At 65.5% G+C, this 16,055-nt stretch carries 15 protein-coding genes; 7 read left to right on the top strand and 8 right to left on the bottom strand.

Annotation, left to right across the window (positions count from 1 at the left end):
• Positions 1 to 14: 14 nt before the first annotated feature.
• Positions 15 to 419, bottom strand: a complete 405-nt coding sequence (flgB, locus tag X265_RS14535) for a flagellar basal body rod protein FlgB (protein ID WP_128965431.1) — start codon at positions 417 to 419, stop codon at positions 15 to 17.
• 363 nt (positions 420 to 782) lie between these two features.
• Here flgB and X265_RS14530 point away from each other — a divergent pair, with 363 nt between their 5' ends.
• A complete protein-coding gene (locus X265_RS14530; protein WP_128965430.1) occupies positions 783 to 1,772 on the top strand; it encodes a flagellar biosynthetic protein FliO in 990 nt (329 codons plus the stop codon).
• Entirely contained in the window at positions 1,769 to 2,539 is a 771-nt protein-coding gene (fliP, locus tag X265_RS14525) for a flagellar type III secretion system pore protein FliP (RefSeq protein ID WP_128965429.1), read from the top strand. The genes X265_RS14530 and fliP overlap by 4 nt, the downstream gene beginning before the upstream one ends.
• 195 nt (positions 2,540 to 2,734) lie before the next feature.
• Here fliP and X265_RS14520 read toward each other — a convergent pair whose 3' ends face one another.
• The 5 genes from X265_RS14520 to fliL all read right to left on the bottom strand — a co-directional run bounded on the left by X265_RS14520 (position 2,735) and on the right by fliL (position 9,546).
• A complete protein-coding gene (locus tag X265_RS14520; protein WP_164939005.1) occupies positions 2,735 to 6,496 on the bottom strand; it encodes a tetratricopeptide repeat protein in 3,762 nt (1,253 codons plus the stop codon).
• A 103-nt stretch (positions 6,497 to 6,599) separates the two neighbouring features.
• Entirely contained in the window at positions 6,600 to 7,361 is a 762-nt protein-coding gene (locus X265_RS14515) for a MotE family protein (RefSeq protein ID WP_128965428.1), read from the bottom strand.
• An 8-nt stretch (positions 7,362 to 7,369) separates the two neighbouring features.
• Positions 7,370 to 7,816 (bottom strand): DUF6468 domain-containing protein, encoded by a 447-nt coding sequence (locus X265_RS14510; RefSeq protein WP_128965427.1) that lies wholly within the window; start codon positions 7,814 to 7,816, stop codon positions 7,370 to 7,372.
• Positions 7,813 to 9,015 (bottom strand): flagellar motor switch protein FliM, encoded by a 1,203-nt coding sequence (gene fliM / locus X265_RS14505; protein WP_128965426.1) that lies wholly within the window; start codon positions 9,013 to 9,015, stop codon positions 7,813 to 7,815. Before fliM ends, X265_RS14510 begins: the two co-directional genes overlap by 4 nt.
• 30 nt (positions 9,016 to 9,045) lie before the next feature.
• A complete protein-coding gene (gene fliL / locus X265_RS14500; RefSeq protein WP_128965425.1) occupies positions 9,046 to 9,546 on the bottom strand; it encodes a flagellar basal body-associated protein FliL in 501 nt (166 codons plus the stop codon).
• A 385-nt stretch (positions 9,547 to 9,931) separates the two neighbouring features.
• Between fliL and flgF the strand changes: the two genes are divergently transcribed.
• From flgF to flgH, 4 genes are read left to right on the top strand one after another with little or no spacing between them, the layout of a single operon-like run.
• The gene (gene flgF / locus X265_RS14495) at positions 9,932 to 10,693 is read left to right on the top strand and encodes a flagellar basal-body rod protein FlgF (protein WP_128965424.1); all 762 of its coding nucleotides are present in this window, start codon (positions 9,932 to 9,934) and stop codon (positions 10,691 to 10,693) included.
• 16 nt (positions 10,694 to 10,709) lie between these two features.
• Positions 10,710 to 11,498: a flagellar basal-body rod protein FlgG gene (flgG, locus tag X265_RS14490; protein ID WP_128965423.1), complete on the top strand. Its 789-nt coding sequence runs from the start codon at positions 10,710 to 10,712 to the stop codon at positions 11,496 to 11,498.
• A gap of 10 nt (positions 11,499 to 11,508) precedes the next feature.
• A complete protein-coding gene (gene flgA, locus X265_RS14485) occupies positions 11,509 to 12,642 on the top strand; it encodes a flagellar basal body P-ring formation chaperone FlgA (RefSeq protein ID WP_164938585.1) in 1,134 nt (377 codons plus the stop codon).
• 9 nt (positions 12,643 to 12,651) lie between these two features.
• Complete coding sequence (gene flgH / locus X265_RS14480; RefSeq protein WP_128965422.1) at positions 12,652 to 13,413, top strand: flagellar basal body L-ring protein FlgH; 762 nt, start codon at positions 12,652 to 12,654, stop codon at positions 13,411 to 13,413.
• Between the two features lie 188 nt (positions 13,414 to 13,601).
• On the opposite strand, the gene X265_RS14475 is transcribed toward flgH, so the two are convergent.
• Both X265_RS14475 and X265_RS14470 read right to left on the bottom strand, forming a co-directional pair.
• On the bottom strand, positions 13,602 to 14,381 hold the full coding sequence (locus X265_RS14475) for a 2-keto-4-pentenoate hydratase (RefSeq protein ID WP_128965421.1): 780 nt from the start codon (positions 14,379 to 14,381) through the stop codon (positions 13,602 to 13,604).
• A gap of 90 nt (positions 14,382 to 14,471) precedes the next feature.
• Positions 14,472 to 15,500: an SDR family oxidoreductase gene (locus X265_RS14470; RefSeq protein ID WP_128965420.1), complete on the bottom strand. Its 1,029-nt coding sequence runs from the start codon at positions 15,498 to 15,500 to the stop codon at positions 14,472 to 14,474.
• Between the two features lie 94 nt (positions 15,501 to 15,594).
• Between X265_RS14470 and X265_RS14465 the strand changes: the two genes are divergently transcribed.
• Positions 15,595 to 15,993: a winged helix-turn-helix transcriptional regulator gene (locus X265_RS14465; RefSeq protein WP_188637372.1), complete on the top strand. Its 399-nt coding sequence runs from the start codon at positions 15,595 to 15,597 to the stop codon at positions 15,991 to 15,993.
• Positions 15,994 to 16,055: the final 62 nt, after the last annotated feature.

The raw sequence follows: 16,055 nt of genomic DNA, 5'->3' as shown, positions 1-16,055 counted from the left end.
AGGCTCCCCTAGCTCTAACCCTTGCCGATCGCGGTCTTCAGAAGATGCAGGCTCTTGGCATAGAGCGAGGTCACCGCCGCGTAATCCATCTGGTTGTTGGCGGATTTCATCATCTCCTCTTCGAGATTGACGGCGTTGCCCGCAGGACGGGTCTCGAACCCCGCATTTCTGTTCTGGTCGAAGGTCGAGGCCGCGCCGGAGGGCGTCATGTGCGAGGCACTGGTGACGGTCATCGCCAGCGGGCCCATCGAGCTCGCAGGCGTGCCGGCCCTGTCGAATTTCGGCTCGACCAGCTCGCGCGGCCGGAAATTGGGTGTGTCGGAATTGGAGACGTTCTCGGACAGGACGCGCTGGCGTTCCTGGTGCCACTGCATCTTGGTACGAAGCGCCGACAGGACCGGGAGATCGTTGATGGACATCGTTGCGGCTCCTTCCGCCTCGCAAGAGGTCCCAAGTGCAAACCTTGGCCCCAAGCTAGGCAGAATTTGCCGCGTGTATGGTTAACAGGTGGTTAAGGCACGGCGGATACATGTTTCTGATTGAGACATGAAACGGCTCGCCGTGATTCGCCCCCTTCAAAAGCCGCATTAACCCGACCGCTTGGCGGCCTGCGCAGAGGCCAAGAAGTCGTTTTGGATCGGGCGATTCATGGGTTATTAAGAGTTGGGGACGGCAAAACTTGCCGTGGAACGTTAAGAAATCGCAGTTTTGGGGCATCGCAGGCCGGTGGTCGGCACGTCCGACCATAGGCACGAGAGAAGCGCCATTTACCGGGGACAGGTATGAACGGTAGCCCTATCACCTTCATCGTCGCGTTCATCGTCGTGCTGGCGTTGATCGGCGTCGCCGCGTGGCTGGTCCGCCGATTCGCGAGCACCCGGCTTGGCGCCAATACCCAGCGCGGCAGGATGCCCCGGCTCGCCGTGATCGACGCCGCCGCGGTCGATGGCCGCCGGCGCCTTGTGCTGGTCCGCCGGGACAATGTCGAACATCTCCTGATGATCGGCGGTCCGACCGACATCGTCGTCGAGCCCAATATCGTTCGAGCCGCGGCTGGCCGTGACCAGATTCCGCAACGCCCCAGCGCGGCCGAGGCGCCGCGACTCGCGCCGATGCCCGACGCCGGCAGCTGGACCGACGAAGCCCCGCGGCCCGAAGTGCTCGACCATCCCGAACCGCACATGCCGGAGCCGCCGCCGCGGCCCGCACGTCCCTCTTTCGCCGATGAGGTCCGTCGGCCGGCACCGAACCTGGCCGAGCGCCGCGGCGAACCGCAGCTCGGCGGCTTCTCGCCTGAACCGACGCCACCGCGCTTCGAGCGTGAGCCCCGTCCCGAGCCGATGCCGCCGCGCGTCGCGCGCAGCGAGCCGCCGCCGATGCCGCGCCCGCCGCGCCAGAGCGAGCCGGTGAAGGTGCCTCCGGTGCGCGCCGAGCGCGCAGCCGCGCCGCCGCCCGCACCGCCCGTAACGCAGGCCCCGTCGGGATTACAGGCACCACCCGTTCCGCCGCCGGCTCCTGCGGCTGCCGCACCATCGAGCGCCGAGCAAAATCTCGCCGAGATGGCGCAGCGCCTCGAGGCGGCCCTGCGCCGTCCGGCCGGTGAGACCATTGCTCCCCCCGTTGCACCGGATGCGCCTCCACTACGCGCCGCACGCGCCGAGCCGCCGGCACCTCCGGCCGCGCCGGCCAAGCCGGCCGCGGAGAAGACCAGCTTTGAAAATCTCGAAGACGAGATGGCCTCGCTGCTCGGCCGTCCGAAGCCGTCTTCGTGAGGCTGCCGTCCTTCCCGCGTAGAGTTCTTGTCCCTTCTGTCCTGATCGCCGCGGCCGTGCTCGCCACGGCTTTCCTTGTCACGCCTGCGCACGCGCAGGACATCAGCATCAATCTCGGCGGCCAGGGCGGTGGCGGCGTCACCGAGCGCGCGATCCAGCTGATCGCGCTGCTCACGGTGCTGTCGATCGCGCCGTCGATCCTGATCATGATGACGTCGTTCACGCGCATCGTGGTCGTGCTCTCGCTGCTGCGCACCGCCATGGGGACCGCGACCGCGCCGCCGAATTCGGTGATCCTGGCGCTGGCGATGTTCCTCACCTTCTTCGTGATGGGACCGGTCCTGCAGAAATCCTACGACGACGGCATCCGCCCGCTCGTCGCCAACCAGATCGGCGTCGAGGATGCTCTTCAGCGTGCGTCCGTCCCCTTGCGCGGCTTCATGCAGAAGAACGTGCGCGAGAAGGACCTGAAGCTGTTTCTGGACCTGTCGGGTGAACCGCCGCCGGCCACACCCGACGAGCTGGCCCTGCGCATCCTCGTCCCCGCCTTCATGATCTCCGAACTGAAGCGCGCCTTCGAGATCGGCTTCCTGCTGTTCCTCCCCTTCCTGATCATCGACCTCGTCGTCGCCTCGGTGCTGATGTCGATGGGCATGATGATGCTGCCGCCGGCGACGATCTCGCTGCCGTTCAAGCTGATCTTCTTCGTGCTGGTCGACGGCTGGTCGCTGGTGGCGGGGAGCCTGGTGCAGAGTTACGGGGGGTAGCACCGTACAAGGAGCCATCGCGCGCCGAGCTTGGCCACGGGGTATCCTGGCGACAGCGGGGCGATGCGCATGATGGCATCATGCCGGTGTTGTCCGAGGAGTCAAATCTATTTCGAAAAATCCGCATTCACGCGCAGCATCGGCCAATTCATCGATGGGATTGCTGCCGTCTACTGTGCAATGGGGTCGTTTTCGCTACCGCATCATCTTGATCTGCCGCACCACCGGAATCGATGGCAGCGAGCCGGTGTGCTCGGCCTCGTCCTTGGCCTGCGGCGAGCCCGGCGCACGCGCGCTGGCATCGGGGAAGCGCTGCTTCATCTCGCGGAGGAAGCCGTCCAGCGTATCGACACTTGCGGCGAGCTTGGCGATCTCGGCAAATTCGGCGCTGGAGGCAGCTGCCGGCTTGCTGGCGATGTCGAAGGCGAGCCGGTCGGCGCTCTCGCTCATCAGCGGCGTGTATTTCTCGCGGAAGCGCGACAGCCCGATCGAATCGTCGGCGAGCGCGTAGCCGACCGCGGCACGGATGATGTCGCTCTTCTCCACGGCGTTGAGCGGCTTGAAGTCGCGGAAGCGGTCGCCGTAATACAGCTCGATCTGCTCGGCGGACTCGCGCCAGCGCCGCGCCGCCCAGAAGATGTCGGACCGCAGCCGCAGCACCTCGCGCCCCGATACGTTCGAGACGATGTCCAGCGCGAGGTCATGGCGGCCGACGTCGCTCTGCGCGCGTGCCTCCAGCAGCAGGCGCTGCTGCCTGAGCTCACCGGAGAGGTCGCTGATGCGGCTCGCCCGCAGCGCCGTGATCGCCATGTCGGGCTTGCGATTGGCGAGATAGATCATGGCAAGGCGCGCGGCGACCTGGGCACGCGCCGCGCCTTCGAGGCGGTGGTCTACCTGGTATTGCAGCAGCTCGGAGGCCTGGTCGAGCAGATCGACCGAGGCGAGACGATCGGCGAGGCGCCGGATAAGCTCGTCGCCGCGGCGGCCGATCGGCGTCAGTTCGCGGAACTCGTAGAACATCCCGAGCGCCTCGACCGGCGGCAGCTCGTCACCCTTCGGCCCCAGGAAGATCTGCGTGAACAGGTCCGACGCCAGATCCTGCGCCTGGCGCGAGGCGTCCGCGTTCGGCTGCAGCCTGGTCGCGGTCCGCGCGGCGGTGAGCGCGTCGCGGTAGCGTCCGTTCTCGGAATAGAGCTGCGACAGCATCTGCAGCGTCCGGACCTCGATCGCATCGCCGCGCCAGGTCATCGACAGCGTCTCGAGCTCGCGCAGCGCCTCGTCCTTGCCGATCTCGTCGCGCTTCTGCCGCAGCGCGACCTCGAGCTGCTTGGCTTCGGCGGCGGCCTGCCGGTCCTTCGAGTCGACGGCGAACCTGTAGTCGTCGAGCGCGTCCTTGTCGTGGCCGAGCGCTTCGGCGAGCCGTCCGCGCAGCACGGCAAACCCGGGCGCAGCCTCCGGCGGAACACCGATCACCTCGATCTCGCTGCGGCGCTTGGAGGCGCCGGCATAGTCCTTGACCTCGAGCGAGGCCCGCATCGCATCCATCGTGACGATGCGCTGGATGTCGAGCGGCAGCGAGGCGATGGCGAATTCGACGTTCTTGAATTTTTCGCGGGCATCCGCCCATTTGCCCTGGCGCGCATAGGCGAGCGCCTTCCAGAGCTGGGAATCATGGCTGTTGCCGATCACGGGATTGGCCAGATCCTTCAGGCCCTGGGCCGGCCGCCCGATCAGGATGCTCGCGATCGCGTGGATGATCAGCGCACTGCTCTCCTCCTTGTTGAGGGGATCGGCCAGCATCAGTTCGGTCACGGCCTTGGCCTCGTAATACATCGCGCGCGACATGTAGAACTGGGCGAGATCGAGCCGCGGCAGCGAACGCTGCGCCGGCTCGACGGCCGAGATCGCGGTGATCAGATCGCTCTGCCGCGTCCAGAAATCTTCCGACTGACCCTTGCGCCAGGCCTCCGGACTGAACACCGGCCGCACCGCGGTCGGCGCGCGCTCGGCCGAGACGTCGACCGGCGACAGCGTCAGGCCGCCCTTCTTGCCGAGAATGACCTTGTCGGCACCGACTTCGACGCCGACCTCGTCGGAGTTCGGCCGGATCGCGATGCCGTGGGCGGATTCCAGCAGCGAGAGATCGACGAGATCCTGCCGCTTGATGAAGCCTCGAACCGGCCGCTGCGCGGTGACGACGTAGAGCATGTCGCCGGCATCGGGATCGGTGAGCTTGTGCAGCAGGCCCGGATTGGCAAAGGGGATGGCGATGTTTGCGAGCGCGGGATCGGTGATGTTGCGCGACATCATCAGCGGCAGCGGCGTCGCCTGGATCTTGTCGGCAAGCGTGAGCAGCCAGTTGGTCTCCTTGCCCACCTCCTCGCTGCTCAGCGCATAGACCAGCGGACGGGTAAGACGGATGCGCACCGCCTGCCCTTTTTCGAGCGACATGCGACTGACCTCGCCGATCATCGCGCCGCCCCGGGTGCGGATCGGTTCGACGTCGATCGGTTTCGGCGAGTCGAATACCAGCCACACCGTGTCGCCGCGGCGGAACGCTGCGGCCGGCGTCGCCACGGCAAATGGGAACGTCACGCGCAGGCCATCGCTATCGCGCCGCGCATCGACGCTGGCAACGGAAGCCGATGGCGCAGCTTGCGCCTCTGCAGGCGCCGGCTTGACAGCAGGCTTCGCGGTCTCGTTAGGCGCTTCCTTGACCTGCTCCTTGGCCGCTTCCGCCACGACCTCCTTAGGCGCTTCGGCAACCGCAGGCGGCGCCGGCTTGACGGGCACGACCGGCACGTCCGCCTCCTTCGCGGGTGCTACAGCCTCCTTGGGCGCATCGGCAGCGTGCGGGGCTTTCGTCACGGGGACCGCGACCGCAGGCGCCGGCTTCGGCGCCTCAGCGATCGGCGCCGTGGCGTCGGACTTCGCATCGGGCTTGACGTCGATCTTGGCTTCGCGCGCGATCGTCTCCGACGTCGGCGGGGTGATCTCGCGATGAGCGTCGTTCGGCTTCGCAGCTGCCGGCTTTTCCGCCGCCGGTGCGTGACCGCCGGCCCCGGCTTGCGCAATCGCGGCTTCAGGCGTTGCGGCCGCCTTGCCCCGGTCGGGCTGGAACGCAACGTCGACGACATAGTTCTTGTCGTCGCGAAAGGAGTGCACATCGGAATCGCCGATCAGCGCGATTTCGACGCTGGTCTGGTCGATGTCGGTTTTCTGCTTGATCGAGGCGACATTCGGAGGCGCTGCGACCACGGCATCCGCAAGGTCGAAATTGAGGTTGGCGTTGAAGGCGAGCGTCAGCTTCTGCTCGTTGAGAACTGAGGAAACCCCGACGCCATCGGGCATCTCGAACACGAAGCGCACGAAAGTCGGCTGCACCGAAGCACGCACGCGGATCGCGGGACGCTTCTTGGCCTCCGCCGCGGCGCGTTGGGCGCGCAACGCGCGCTCGGCCGCACGGGCGCGCTCGGCCAGTTCCTTCACCACATCCATCGGCAGCGGCGGCGGCGGGCCCTTCCATCCCTCCGGCAAGAGGTCGATGAAGGTCCGCTCGCCGGCATTCATGGTGTTGACGGTGACGCGCCGGGCCAGCGACAGCCGGATCGCGTTGCCGTCGGGGTCGCGCCGGGCGGAATTCACATAATCGGGCGCACCTTCCGGCACGCGATCGACGGGAACGTCGACGGGACGCTCGAAGCGAATGATCAGGATGGAGCCGGCGGTCGTCACCTCGGAGGGAACGTCCTCGCCGAGCTTGATCACGAGACGGGCAAAGCCGCCACCGGCCGAAAAGCTCGCCTCGCCCCTGATGGGATCGGCCGCGCGCGCAACGGTGCCAAGGCCGATCAGCGCGCAGGCCGACAACAAGACCGCCTTGCGGACATGGCGCGACAGTCCCAGCGCCACGGCGCGGGCTCGCGACACAAATCCAGCGGCAGCCTCTCGCGCCATTGGCGGCATTTCTTCCGGCTCGACGGGTCCACGCCGGCACTGATGCCGGCCCATGCCCTCGAATGTAGGTTTTGCCAATTAAGGACTTCTTAAGTATGAGCCCTCAATTCGGCTTTTGCGTCGGCTTACCGTCGATCTTCGGCAGGTCCCCGGCGGAAGCAGCCTGATCCCCGCCCCCGTTGGCGCGGCGCGCCATCTCGACCGTGAGCCGCTCGGCAGCCTCAGGCGACATCAGTCCCAGGATGTCCGACATCTTGCGAGGGGCGATCGCGGAGGCGATCTCGATCAGCACGCCCATCTCGAGGCGGTCGAACACCCGCGCGGCATCCTTGGGCTTCATGCCCTCATACATGGTGACGAGGCCCTTCATACGCGCGGCCTCGGCCGCCTTCTGCTCGGCCTGGGTCGCGGTGATGCGGGATTCCACCGCCTTCATTTCCTCGACCTTGCTCTCGATGCGCTTCTCGGCCGACTTCAACAGGCTCTCGCGTATATCGATCTCGCGCTGGCGGGACTCGATCTCCTGGCGACGCGCCTGCAGACGTTCCAGGATCGCACGCTCAGAGGCCGAGACTTGCGGCTGGGCCTCGTCCATCTTGACCGGGGTGCCCTCGGGCTTGCTTTCGGGCGCGGCAGGCTTGGGCGCTTCCTTCGGCTCGCCATGTGTCGAGCCGGTGATGTCAGGGTCCTCGCGCCCGGTCGGGAAGTTCAGATTCTCCTGGGCCCAGGACTTCTTCACACTGTTCGGCTGATAGTCGAAGACATAGCCGCCATTGATCACGAGCCCTGCCACTTTCAGCATGGCAAGGCCCGCGACCGCAACGAGGACGACCGGAATGACGCGTATGTTACGAAACGACTTCATACCTGACTTTATGCGGCGAGACCGTTGGACCGTCGGCGTTCGGAGAAGGCTTCGGCGGCGGCGGCCACCGCCTTCGCAGGCGAGGCCTTGGCCGCAGGCGCGGCGGCGGCTTCCGGATTGGTGACCGGGCGCGCCGCGATCGCGATCTTGGAAAGACGGCGCACCACGTTGTCGGCTTCGCCGAGCTGCTTGTAGAGCTGGTCGGACATCTGCGTCGCAGCCGCGAGCTGGCTGCCGAGATTCTCGTTGACGTCGCGCACCGCGAGCTTCAGCCCGCCGATCGCGCGTTCGGCGATCTCTGTCGCGGTAATCAACTCGCCGATCACGGCCTTCAGCGAATGCTCGTCCGCCTTCAGCCGCGTCAGCCGCTTGTTCAGCAGGATGCAGTAGCCGATCGTGAGCATCAGCAGGATAGCCACCAGCGTCTCGATCGCCATTCCCAGGGAGTGGTTCATGGGGCCTCCATTAGCTTGTTCTGTTCGTCCACCTTCTCGAACATCGCAAGTGTCGTACTTGGCTTGCGCAAGGGTTTCGTCACGCGGATCGCGACGCGGTCGCCAACCCGGCCCATGCGCCCTTCCGTGAGGATGACGTCGCCGCAGCGTACGGAGACGGTCGCGTCGGCGCGCATTTCCAGCGGCAGCGTGTCGCCGACCTTCAGCCGCATCAGCTGCTTGAGCGGAATATCGGCCTCATAGAGGACGGCATCGACGGCGATCTCGGCCCGGTTGATCTCGGTGGCGAAATGGCCTTCCCAAATCGGGTCGCGACCGAACTTTTCGCCCATGAACATCTGGAGCAGAACGGCCCGGATCGGTTCGATGGTCGCATAGGGAAGCAACAGCTCGATATTGCCGCCACGGTCTTCCATGTCGATGCGCAGGCGCACCAGGATCGCCGCATTGGCGGGACGGCTGATCGCGGCGAAGCGCGGATTGGTCTCGAGCCGGTCGATCGTGAAGGTCACCGGCGACAGCGGCCGGAACGCCTGCTCGGCGTCGGCCAGCACCACCTCGACGAGGCGCTTGACCAGCTCGGTCTCGATCGTGGTGTATGGACGCCCCTCGATGCGAAGCTGGCTGTTGCCGCGGCGACCGCCGAGCAGCACATCGATCATCGAGTAGATCAGGCTCGAATCGACCGTCGCCATTCCGAAGTTTTCCCACTCTTCGGCCTTGAACACCGAGAGCACGGCCGGCAGCGGGATCGAGTTCATGTAGTCGCCGAACCGCACCGAGGTGATGCGGTCAAGCGAAACTTCGACGTTGTCGGAGGTGAAATTACGCAATGAGGTCGTCAGGAGCCGCACCAGGCGGTCGAAGACGATTTCGAGCATCGGCAGACGCTCGTAGGAGACCATCGCCGAATCGATGATCGCGCGGATGCCGGAATGGTCGTCGAGCGTGACGTCACCGACGGTGAAGCCGAGGAGATTGTCGATCTCCTCCTGCGACAGCACCCGTTCGCCGGAATTCTTGCCGTTGCCGAGATCGCGGCTGCCGTCCTCGACCATGGCGGCCCATTGCAGGGCCATGGTTTCCGACAGTTCGTTTTCAGCAGCAGCCTTCGCGGCCTCCGCGGGATCCTCGGAATCGAGCGATGCCTCCCATTGGGCGGCAATCGCATCCTGGTCCATCTGCTCGTTGCCAGCCATGACGCTAGCCCGTCCCCTTCCGCAGCATCCTCACTGGAGCACGACTTCCTTGAACAGCACCGCGCTGACCTGAATCGGCGCGACTGCGGCGTTGACGCGCTTGGTCAGCTCCTCCCTGAGGCGGAAGATGCCGGCCGAACCGTTTAGGTCGGAGGAGCGGAGCTCGCGCACATAGGTCTGGAAGATGTCGGTGACCCGCGGCATCGACGGCTTGATCGCCTCGATCTGCTTCTCTTCCTTCAGCTCGAGCACGATCTTGAGCTTCAGATACTGCACGCGCTCGCCGGGCGCGCCGGCGAGGTTGACCATCATGTCGGGCACGTCGACGAAGGCCGGTGGCTTCGGCGGAGGCGCCGCCTCGGCATGATGCTCCTCATCGCCATGACGGAAGAAGAAGAACCAGGTCGCGGCGCCCCCGCCGAGAACGGCAAGCAGGCCGACGGCCATGATGATGAGCTTGAGCTTGTTCTTCGGCGGGGCAGCTTCGGCGCCCTCAGTGGCTGCGCCGCCTTCCGCTTCATTCTCTGCCATGGTCGTCCGGGCTCGCTCATCTCAAACGGAATCGAAAGAGCGAAGCCTCCTGACAGACAGTGACGCGATACAAATGTCCCGGCGCGATGCGCTCCTCTTAGGCGCAAACGCTACGGTAATAATGGTTAACGGAACCTTTCGATTGGCCCTCCGCTAGGAAAAATCTGCCGGGCAAACATGGCTAACAGAACCTTTCTGCCTCCCGCCGGGAACGCGGGAAAATAGCCAACCAATTGTAATTACGTGTTTTTCAGAGTTGGCACGGCTTTCGCTGAGAGAGGGCCGAGACCGAACGGTTTGGGAGAACCCGACGGCCTCGTTCACGGGATCGGCTACGGCGCTTGGGAGAGCGAAATGGCCGAGCTCACGCAGGGGAGATTGACCGATGCAGAATGCGCTTCTGATCGGCTTGTCACGGCAGATGACGTTGGAACGGCAGATGGATGTCATCGCCAACAACGTCGCCAACGTCAACACCAACGGCTTCAAGGCCGACCATTCGCTGTTCGAGGAATATCTCAACTCGAACGCGCATGAGGACAATTTCGTCGGCTCCGACCGCCGGGTCTCCTATGTGCAGGACCGTGGCACCTACCGCGACGTCGGCCAGGGGCCGATGGAGGCGACCAACAACCCGCTCGACATGGCGATCAGCGGCAACGCCTTTTTCGCCGTGCAGGTCAACGGCGCCGAGCGCTACACCCGCGACGGTAAGTTCGCCCTCAGCAGCACCGGCCAGCTCATGACCTCGGACGGCAACCTCGTGCTCGGCACGGGCGGTCCGATCGTGTTCCAGCCGACCGACCACGACATCAACGTCTCCCCCGACGGCACCGTGACGGTGGTGGAAGGCACGGCCAAGACCGACTCGATCCGCGGCAAGATCCGCATGGTGACGTTCGACGATCCGGCCAAGCTGATCAAGCTCGGCGCCAATCTCTATGACACGGGCTCCGCCACCCAGCAGCCCGACACCAAATCCACCCTGCAGCAGGGCTATGTCGAGAAGTCGAACGTCAACTCGGTCGGCGAGATGAGCCGCATGGTCGAGGTGATGCGCAGCTACACCGCGATCGCCAACCTGCTCCAGCAGCAGAGCGACCTCCACAAATCGGCGATCGAGAAGCTCGCCGACGTTCCGGCCTGATTGAAGGAGAACTGACATGCAGGCGCTTCACACTGCAGCGACCGGGATGGCGGCACAGGAACTGAACGTTCAGGTGATCTCCAACAACATCGCCAACTTGCGCACCACCGGCTTCAAGAAGCAGACCGCGGCGTTCCAGGATCTGATCTACGAACACGTTCGCCGCGTCGGCGCCCAGGCCTCGGACCAGGGCACCATCCTGCCTGTCGGTGTCGACATCGGCGGCGGCGTCAAGACTGTCGGCACGCCGCGCAGCATGACCCAGGGCACGCTGTCGCAGACCGGCAACGATCTCGACCTCGCGATCTCGGGCGAAGGATTTTTCAAGATCCTGATGCCCGACGGCACCTACCAATATACCCGCGACGGCACCTTCCAAATGGACAATCAGGGTCGCGTCGTCACCGCGGCCGGCAATCCGGTGCAGCCGACCATCACGATTCCGAACAATGCCTCGGGCATCACCGTCAACGAGCAGGGCCAGGTGACGGTGACCCTGCCGGGCTCCTCGACCAACACCGTTCTCGGCCAGATCGGCTTGACCCGCTTCATCAACAAGGCGGGCCTGCAGCCGGTCGGCAGCAACCAGTTCATTGAGACGACGTCATCGGGCACGCCGCAGGACGGCACTGCGAACTCCGAAGGCTACGGCAAGATCACGCAAGGCAGCCTCGAGCAGGCCAACGTCGATGTCGTCTCGGAAATGAGCGATCTCATCGCTGCACAGCGCGCCTACGAGATGAACGCCAAGGTCATCAGCGCCGCCGACCAGATGATGCAATCGACCACGGCGCTGTTCCGCTGAGGTGCTGACCATGATTCGTACCACGCTCGTCACCCTCTCCGTGCTGCTTGCGCTGGCGCTCCCGGCGCAGGCCGCCGACGACGGCATCGCTGCGCCGACGTTGCGCGCCAATGTCACCGTCACCTCCGACGTGGTGCGGGTCGGCGACCTCATCGACAATGCCGGTTCGTCCGCTCTGATCCCGATCTATCGCTCGCCCGATCTCGGCACCACCGGCGCGCTGCCGGTTGCCCAGGTCCTGAGCGTGCTCCGCGCCAAGCAGGTGATCGGCGTGATGACCGGCGATATCAAGGAGGTGCAGGTCACCCGCCTTGCCCGCACGATCGCAAGCAAGGATCTCGAAAACGCGGTCGCCTCCGCGCTCGAGCATCGCTTCGGCCTGGGCGACGCGGCCAACATCACCATCACCTTCGACCGCGGCATCTCCGACATGCGGCTCGACGCCTCCAACACCGGTTCGCTGCAGGCGGTCGCGACCCGCTACGACGCTCGCGGCGGCCGCTTCGACATCGCCTTCGAGATCAGCAACGACAGCAATCCGGTTCCGACCAAGCTGCGCATGACCGGCACCGCGATCGAGACGGTCGAGGTCGCCGTCCTGACCCGCGACATTGATCGCAGCGAGATGCTGAAATCCTCCGACGTCGCCCAGGAGCGTCGGCCGAAAGCGGATGTGACGGGCGAGCCCGCCTCGCGCGAGCGCACGGTCGGCATGCAGCTGCGCCGGGCGATGCGCGCCGGCACGCCGATTCGCGTCGCCGACATCGCCAAGCCGGAATTCGTGTCGCGCGACCAGAGCGTCACCGTCATCTACGAGGTCCCCGGAATCTATCTCACCACCCGCGGCAAGGCGCTCGAGGGCGGCGCCGAGGGCGACACCGTGAGCGTGCTCAATCTGCAGACCAAGCGCACGTTGACCGGCGTCGTCACCGGCCGCGGCCAGGTGACGGTGCAGGGCGCCAGCCAGTCCGCGCCAATGGCCGCTGCCGTCGAGCAGACCTCCTCACTCAAGCGCGACGAAGCGCCCGCCCCCGTCGACACCGCAGCCCTCCTCCGCAGCCTGGTCCAGGCCCCGGCCTCGCCGGCCCAGGTTGCGGAAGCCCAGATACCCCAAGCTCGCGTCTCGCAAGCTCAAGCCAAGTAAGAGTTCGTCATGTCCGCTTTCAGTTCGGCTTCCCGTTTACGTCGCCTCGCGATCTCTGCCCTGCTGCTGGCCAGCTGCGCGCTCGGTGGCTGCTCATCGATTGATCGTCTGTCGCAGATCGGCGAGCAACCCAAGCTGTCGGCGATCGACAACCCGACGACGCAGCCCGGCTACAAGCCGGTGCAGATGCCGATGCCGAAGCCGGAAGTCGCCTCCTACAATCCCAACTCGCTGTGGCGCAACGGCAGCCGCGCCTTCTTCAAGGACCAGCGCGCCACGCATGTCGGCGACCTCCTGACCGTGACGGTGAACATCACCGACAAGGCCAACCTCTCCAACGAGACCCAGCGCAGCCGCACCAACAAGGAAGATTCGGGCATCACCGATTTCATCGGCGCGAAGACCATTACCCAGGCCAATAAAATCCTGCCCGGCCGCATTCTCACCGCCGACGCCACCGCCTCCAGCGACGGCAAAGGTTCGGTCAACCGGACTGAAGCGTTGCAGACCAACGTCGCCGCCGTCGTGACCCAGGTGCTGCCGAACGGCAACCTCGTGGTCGAAGGCAAGCAGGAGATCCGCGTCAACTACGAGATCCGCGAGCTCGTGGTCGCCGGCATCGTCCGTCCCGAAGACATCCAGAGCGACAACACCATCGATTCCAGCAAGATCGCGCAGGCCCGCATCGCCTATGGCGGCCGCGGCCAGATCACCGACGTGCAGCAGCCGCGCTACGGCCAGCAAGTCATGGACGTGCTGCTGCCCTTCTAAATTCTCCCCAGCTCCCACATCGTGCTCGCGAACCTAGGCGCGAACGACGATGTACTACGCGGCCCTCGCTAGCTCCCCTGGCGAGGGCCGCATGTATTTTTGGGCTGTGGTGTCGTTATGGCAGCGGTGCAAGTCCGCGCAATTACAGCGACGCCGCAACCTCACACTCCGTCATTGCGGAGAGAGCATTACATAAACTCCGCCTCGACCACGCCCAGCCCGTCCAGCTCCATCCGCACCTTGTCGCCGGCTTTCAGCCACAGCGTCTTCACCAGGCTTCCCGTTAGCACGAGCTGTCCCGCATGCAGGCCCTTGCCTTCGACGGCGAGGTGATTGGCGAGCCAGGCGAGTGCGTTGTGGGGATGGCCGAGCACGTCGGCGCCGGTGCCGTGGCTGACCTCCTCGCCGTTGACGAGGGCGCGCCCCTTGACCGCCCTCAGGTCCGGCACGGACGAGCGCGGGACCGCTTCGCCAAGCACGCAGCCCGCGGCGAAGAAATCGTCGGCGATCAACGTCGGCGCGCCCATCGTCTCCCACTTCATATAGCGGTCGTCGACGATCTCGATGGCTGGGTGATAGCTATCAACGGCCTCGCCGACCCATTCGGCCGTGAACGGCGCCTCGCCCGCAGCGAGGTTGCGCTTCAGCCGCACCGCGATCTCGCACTCGACGCCGACGCGGACATAGTCGGACGCCGCAAGCTTCGCCCCGCTCTCATGCACAACTTTCTGGAACACACCACCGCCGCAAGGATGCGGGATGCCGATGTACTCCTGCATGACGTGGCTGGTGCAGCCGATCTTGTAGCCGACCAGCGGGCCGACATGTGGCAGCAGGAGATCATGCAGCGCGCGCTGGACCTGATAGCCCTCGGCCTCGTCGTCAGGGGGATGGTCCAGCGCCGCGAGCGGCGCATGGTTGCGGCGCGCCAGCGCGATCGCCTTTGCGGCTTCGAGAATTTTGTCCATCGGCGCCGCCTCCCACGCTACGCGATCGCATTCGAGGTGGGCACTTCAGCATCCCCGCCCGGGCCTGACAAGCGCGGGCGGCGGGCGGCCTCACGCCTTGACCAGGCCAAGCCGAATCAGGCTCTCGGCGGTGGCGAGGATCGCTTCCTCGTTGGAGCGCGGCTGCCAGCCAAGCACCGACCTCGCCTTGGCGCTGGTCGAATGCCTGACACGTCCGAGCATCGGCACGACGGCTTGCAGCAAGGGAATCCGGCGCGCGGCCAGCCGCACCAGCCAGTCCGGAGCCTGGATCCGTGGAACCCGCCGCGCTTTGGCTCCCAATTCCCGCCGCAGCACCCTTCCAATATCCAGGATCGACAGCGTCTCGCCTGATACCGCGATGAAGCGCTCGCCTTTCGCTTCCGGCGAGGTCATCGCCAGCAAATGCAAATCGGCGACGTCGCGGACGTCGACCACGCCGAAATAGACCCGCGGCACCGCCGGCATGGCGCCCTCGAGCAGCGATTTGACAATTTCGATCGAGCCGGAGAAGTCCGGCCCCAGCACCGGACCGAAGATCCCGGCGGGGTTGATCACCGAGATCTCGACCCCGGCACCCTCGCGCGCCAAAAAATCCCAGGCCGCCCGCTCCGCCAGCGTCTTGGATTTGATATAGGGCTGCACGTCGGCGCCTTCGAGATTGGTCCAGTCGGTCTCGTCGAACGGCCGCTCCCGCGGCGGGTGGCCGTAACCGATTGCGCCCAGCGACGAGGTGATGACGACGCGCCGGACGCCGGCATCACGTGCCGCGCGCAGCACCCGCAGCGTGCCGTCGCGAGCCGGGATGATCATCTCGTCCTCATCCTTGGGAACACTGGTCGACAGCGGCGAGGCGACATGGAGCACGTAGTCGCACCCCGTCACCGCCGCCTGCCAGCCCTCGTCCGCCGTGAGATCGGCAGTGAAGAACGAGAGGCGCTCGGGTGACGCCGCCCCGCCCTCGCGCAGCATCGCCAGCACGTCGGCCTGCCGGTCCGGGCGGCGCAGCGTGGTGCGCACCTGATGGCCGGCGGCAAGGAGTTGCAGGACGACATGGATACCGACGAAGCCGGACCCGCCGGTGACCAGAACGCTGCTCATCGCCAAATTCCCCTGATTGCGCGGACCGGCGAATTTGATCCGCCACCCTGCTCAAGCCCGCATCTGGTCACTATCTCCTAGCGGAACAAGTAGAATGGATTTCGAGACCGGTATGGAAAACCTGACCAGCGTTTGCGACGGCGATTGCGACTGCAGCCCCGACGCTGCCCTGCTCGCCGACTTCAAGCGCGCCATCCACGCGCTCGGCGGCAAATGGAAACTGGAGATCCTGTTCGCGCTGATGAACGGCGCGGTTCGCTTCGGTGCCTTGCGGAGGTCGATCAGCGGCATCACCCAGCAGATGCTGACCACGCAGCTGCGCGAACTCGAGCAGGACGGGCTGGTGTCGCGCAATGCCTTCGCCGAGAAGCCGTTGCGGGTCGAGTACGAACTGACGGATGCGGCTTACGGCCTGCTGCCGGCGTTTAAGGAAATATTGAGCTGGTCCAGGCTTTATGGAGAGGCGCGCCTTGCAGCGTCGCATGAGACATGAATGCAGCGGAACCTGCTCGGTCGGTCTCTCAGCATCCGCGTCGATCTCCTTGATGCGACTCT

This window comes from Bradyrhizobium guangdongense (assembly GCF_004114975.1).
Lineage (GTDB): Bacteria > Pseudomonadota > Alphaproteobacteria > Rhizobiales > Xanthobacteraceae > Bradyrhizobium > Bradyrhizobium guangdongense.
This window is presented reverse-complemented; position numbering and strand designations above follow the sequence as displayed.

Bases quoted from the DNA above. Each gene is read 5' to 3' on its own strand.
- X265_RS14530 (WP_128965430.1), top strand. From the start codon at position 783: ATGAACGGTAGCCCTATCACCTTCATCGTCGCGTTCATCGTCGTGCTG.
- X265_RS14510 (WP_128965427.1), bottom strand. From the start codon at position 7,816: ATGAACCACTCCCTGGGAATGGCGATCGAGACGCTGGTGGCTATCCTG.
- flgB (WP_128965431.1), bottom strand. From the start codon at position 419: ATGTCCATCAACGATCTCCCGGTCCTGTCGGCGCTTCGTACCAAGATG.
- fliL (WP_128965425.1), bottom strand. From the start codon at position 9,546: ATGGCAGAGAATGAAGCGGAAGGCGGCGCAGCCACTGAGGGCGCCGAA.
- X265_RS14520 (WP_164939005.1), bottom strand. From the start codon at position 6,496: ATGGCGCGAGAGGCTGCCGCTGGATTTGTGTCGCGAGCCCGCGCCGTG.
- flgF (WP_128965424.1), top strand. From the start codon at position 9,932: ATGCAGAATGCGCTTCTGATCGGCTTGTCACGGCAGATGACGTTGGAA.
- X265_RS14475 (WP_128965421.1), bottom strand. From the start codon at position 14,381: ATGGACAAAATTCTCGAAGCCGCAAAGGCGATCGCGCTGGCGCGCCGC.
- X265_RS14465 (WP_188637372.1), top strand. From the start codon at position 15,595: ATGGATTTCGAGACCGGTATGGAAAACCTGACCAGCGTTTGCGACGGC.
- flgA (WP_164938585.1), top strand. From the start codon at position 11,509: ATGATTCGTACCACGCTCGTCACCCTCTCCGTGCTGCTTGCGCTGGCG.
- flgH (WP_128965422.1), top strand. From the start codon at position 12,652: ATGTCCGCTTTCAGTTCGGCTTCCCGTTTACGTCGCCTCGCGATCTCT.
- fliM (WP_128965426.1), bottom strand. From the start codon at position 9,015: ATGGCTGGCAACGAGCAGATGGACCAGGATGCGATTGCCGCCCAATGG.
- flgG (WP_128965423.1), top strand. From the start codon at position 10,710: ATGCAGGCGCTTCACACTGCAGCGACCGGGATGGCGGCACAGGAACTG.
- X265_RS14470 (WP_128965420.1), bottom strand. From the start codon at position 15,500: ATGAGCAGCGTTCTGGTCACCGGCGGGTCCGGCTTCGTCGGTATCCAT.
- X265_RS14515 (WP_128965428.1), bottom strand. From the start codon at position 7,361: ATGAAGTCGTTTCGTAACATACGCGTCATTCCGGTCGTCCTCGTTGCG.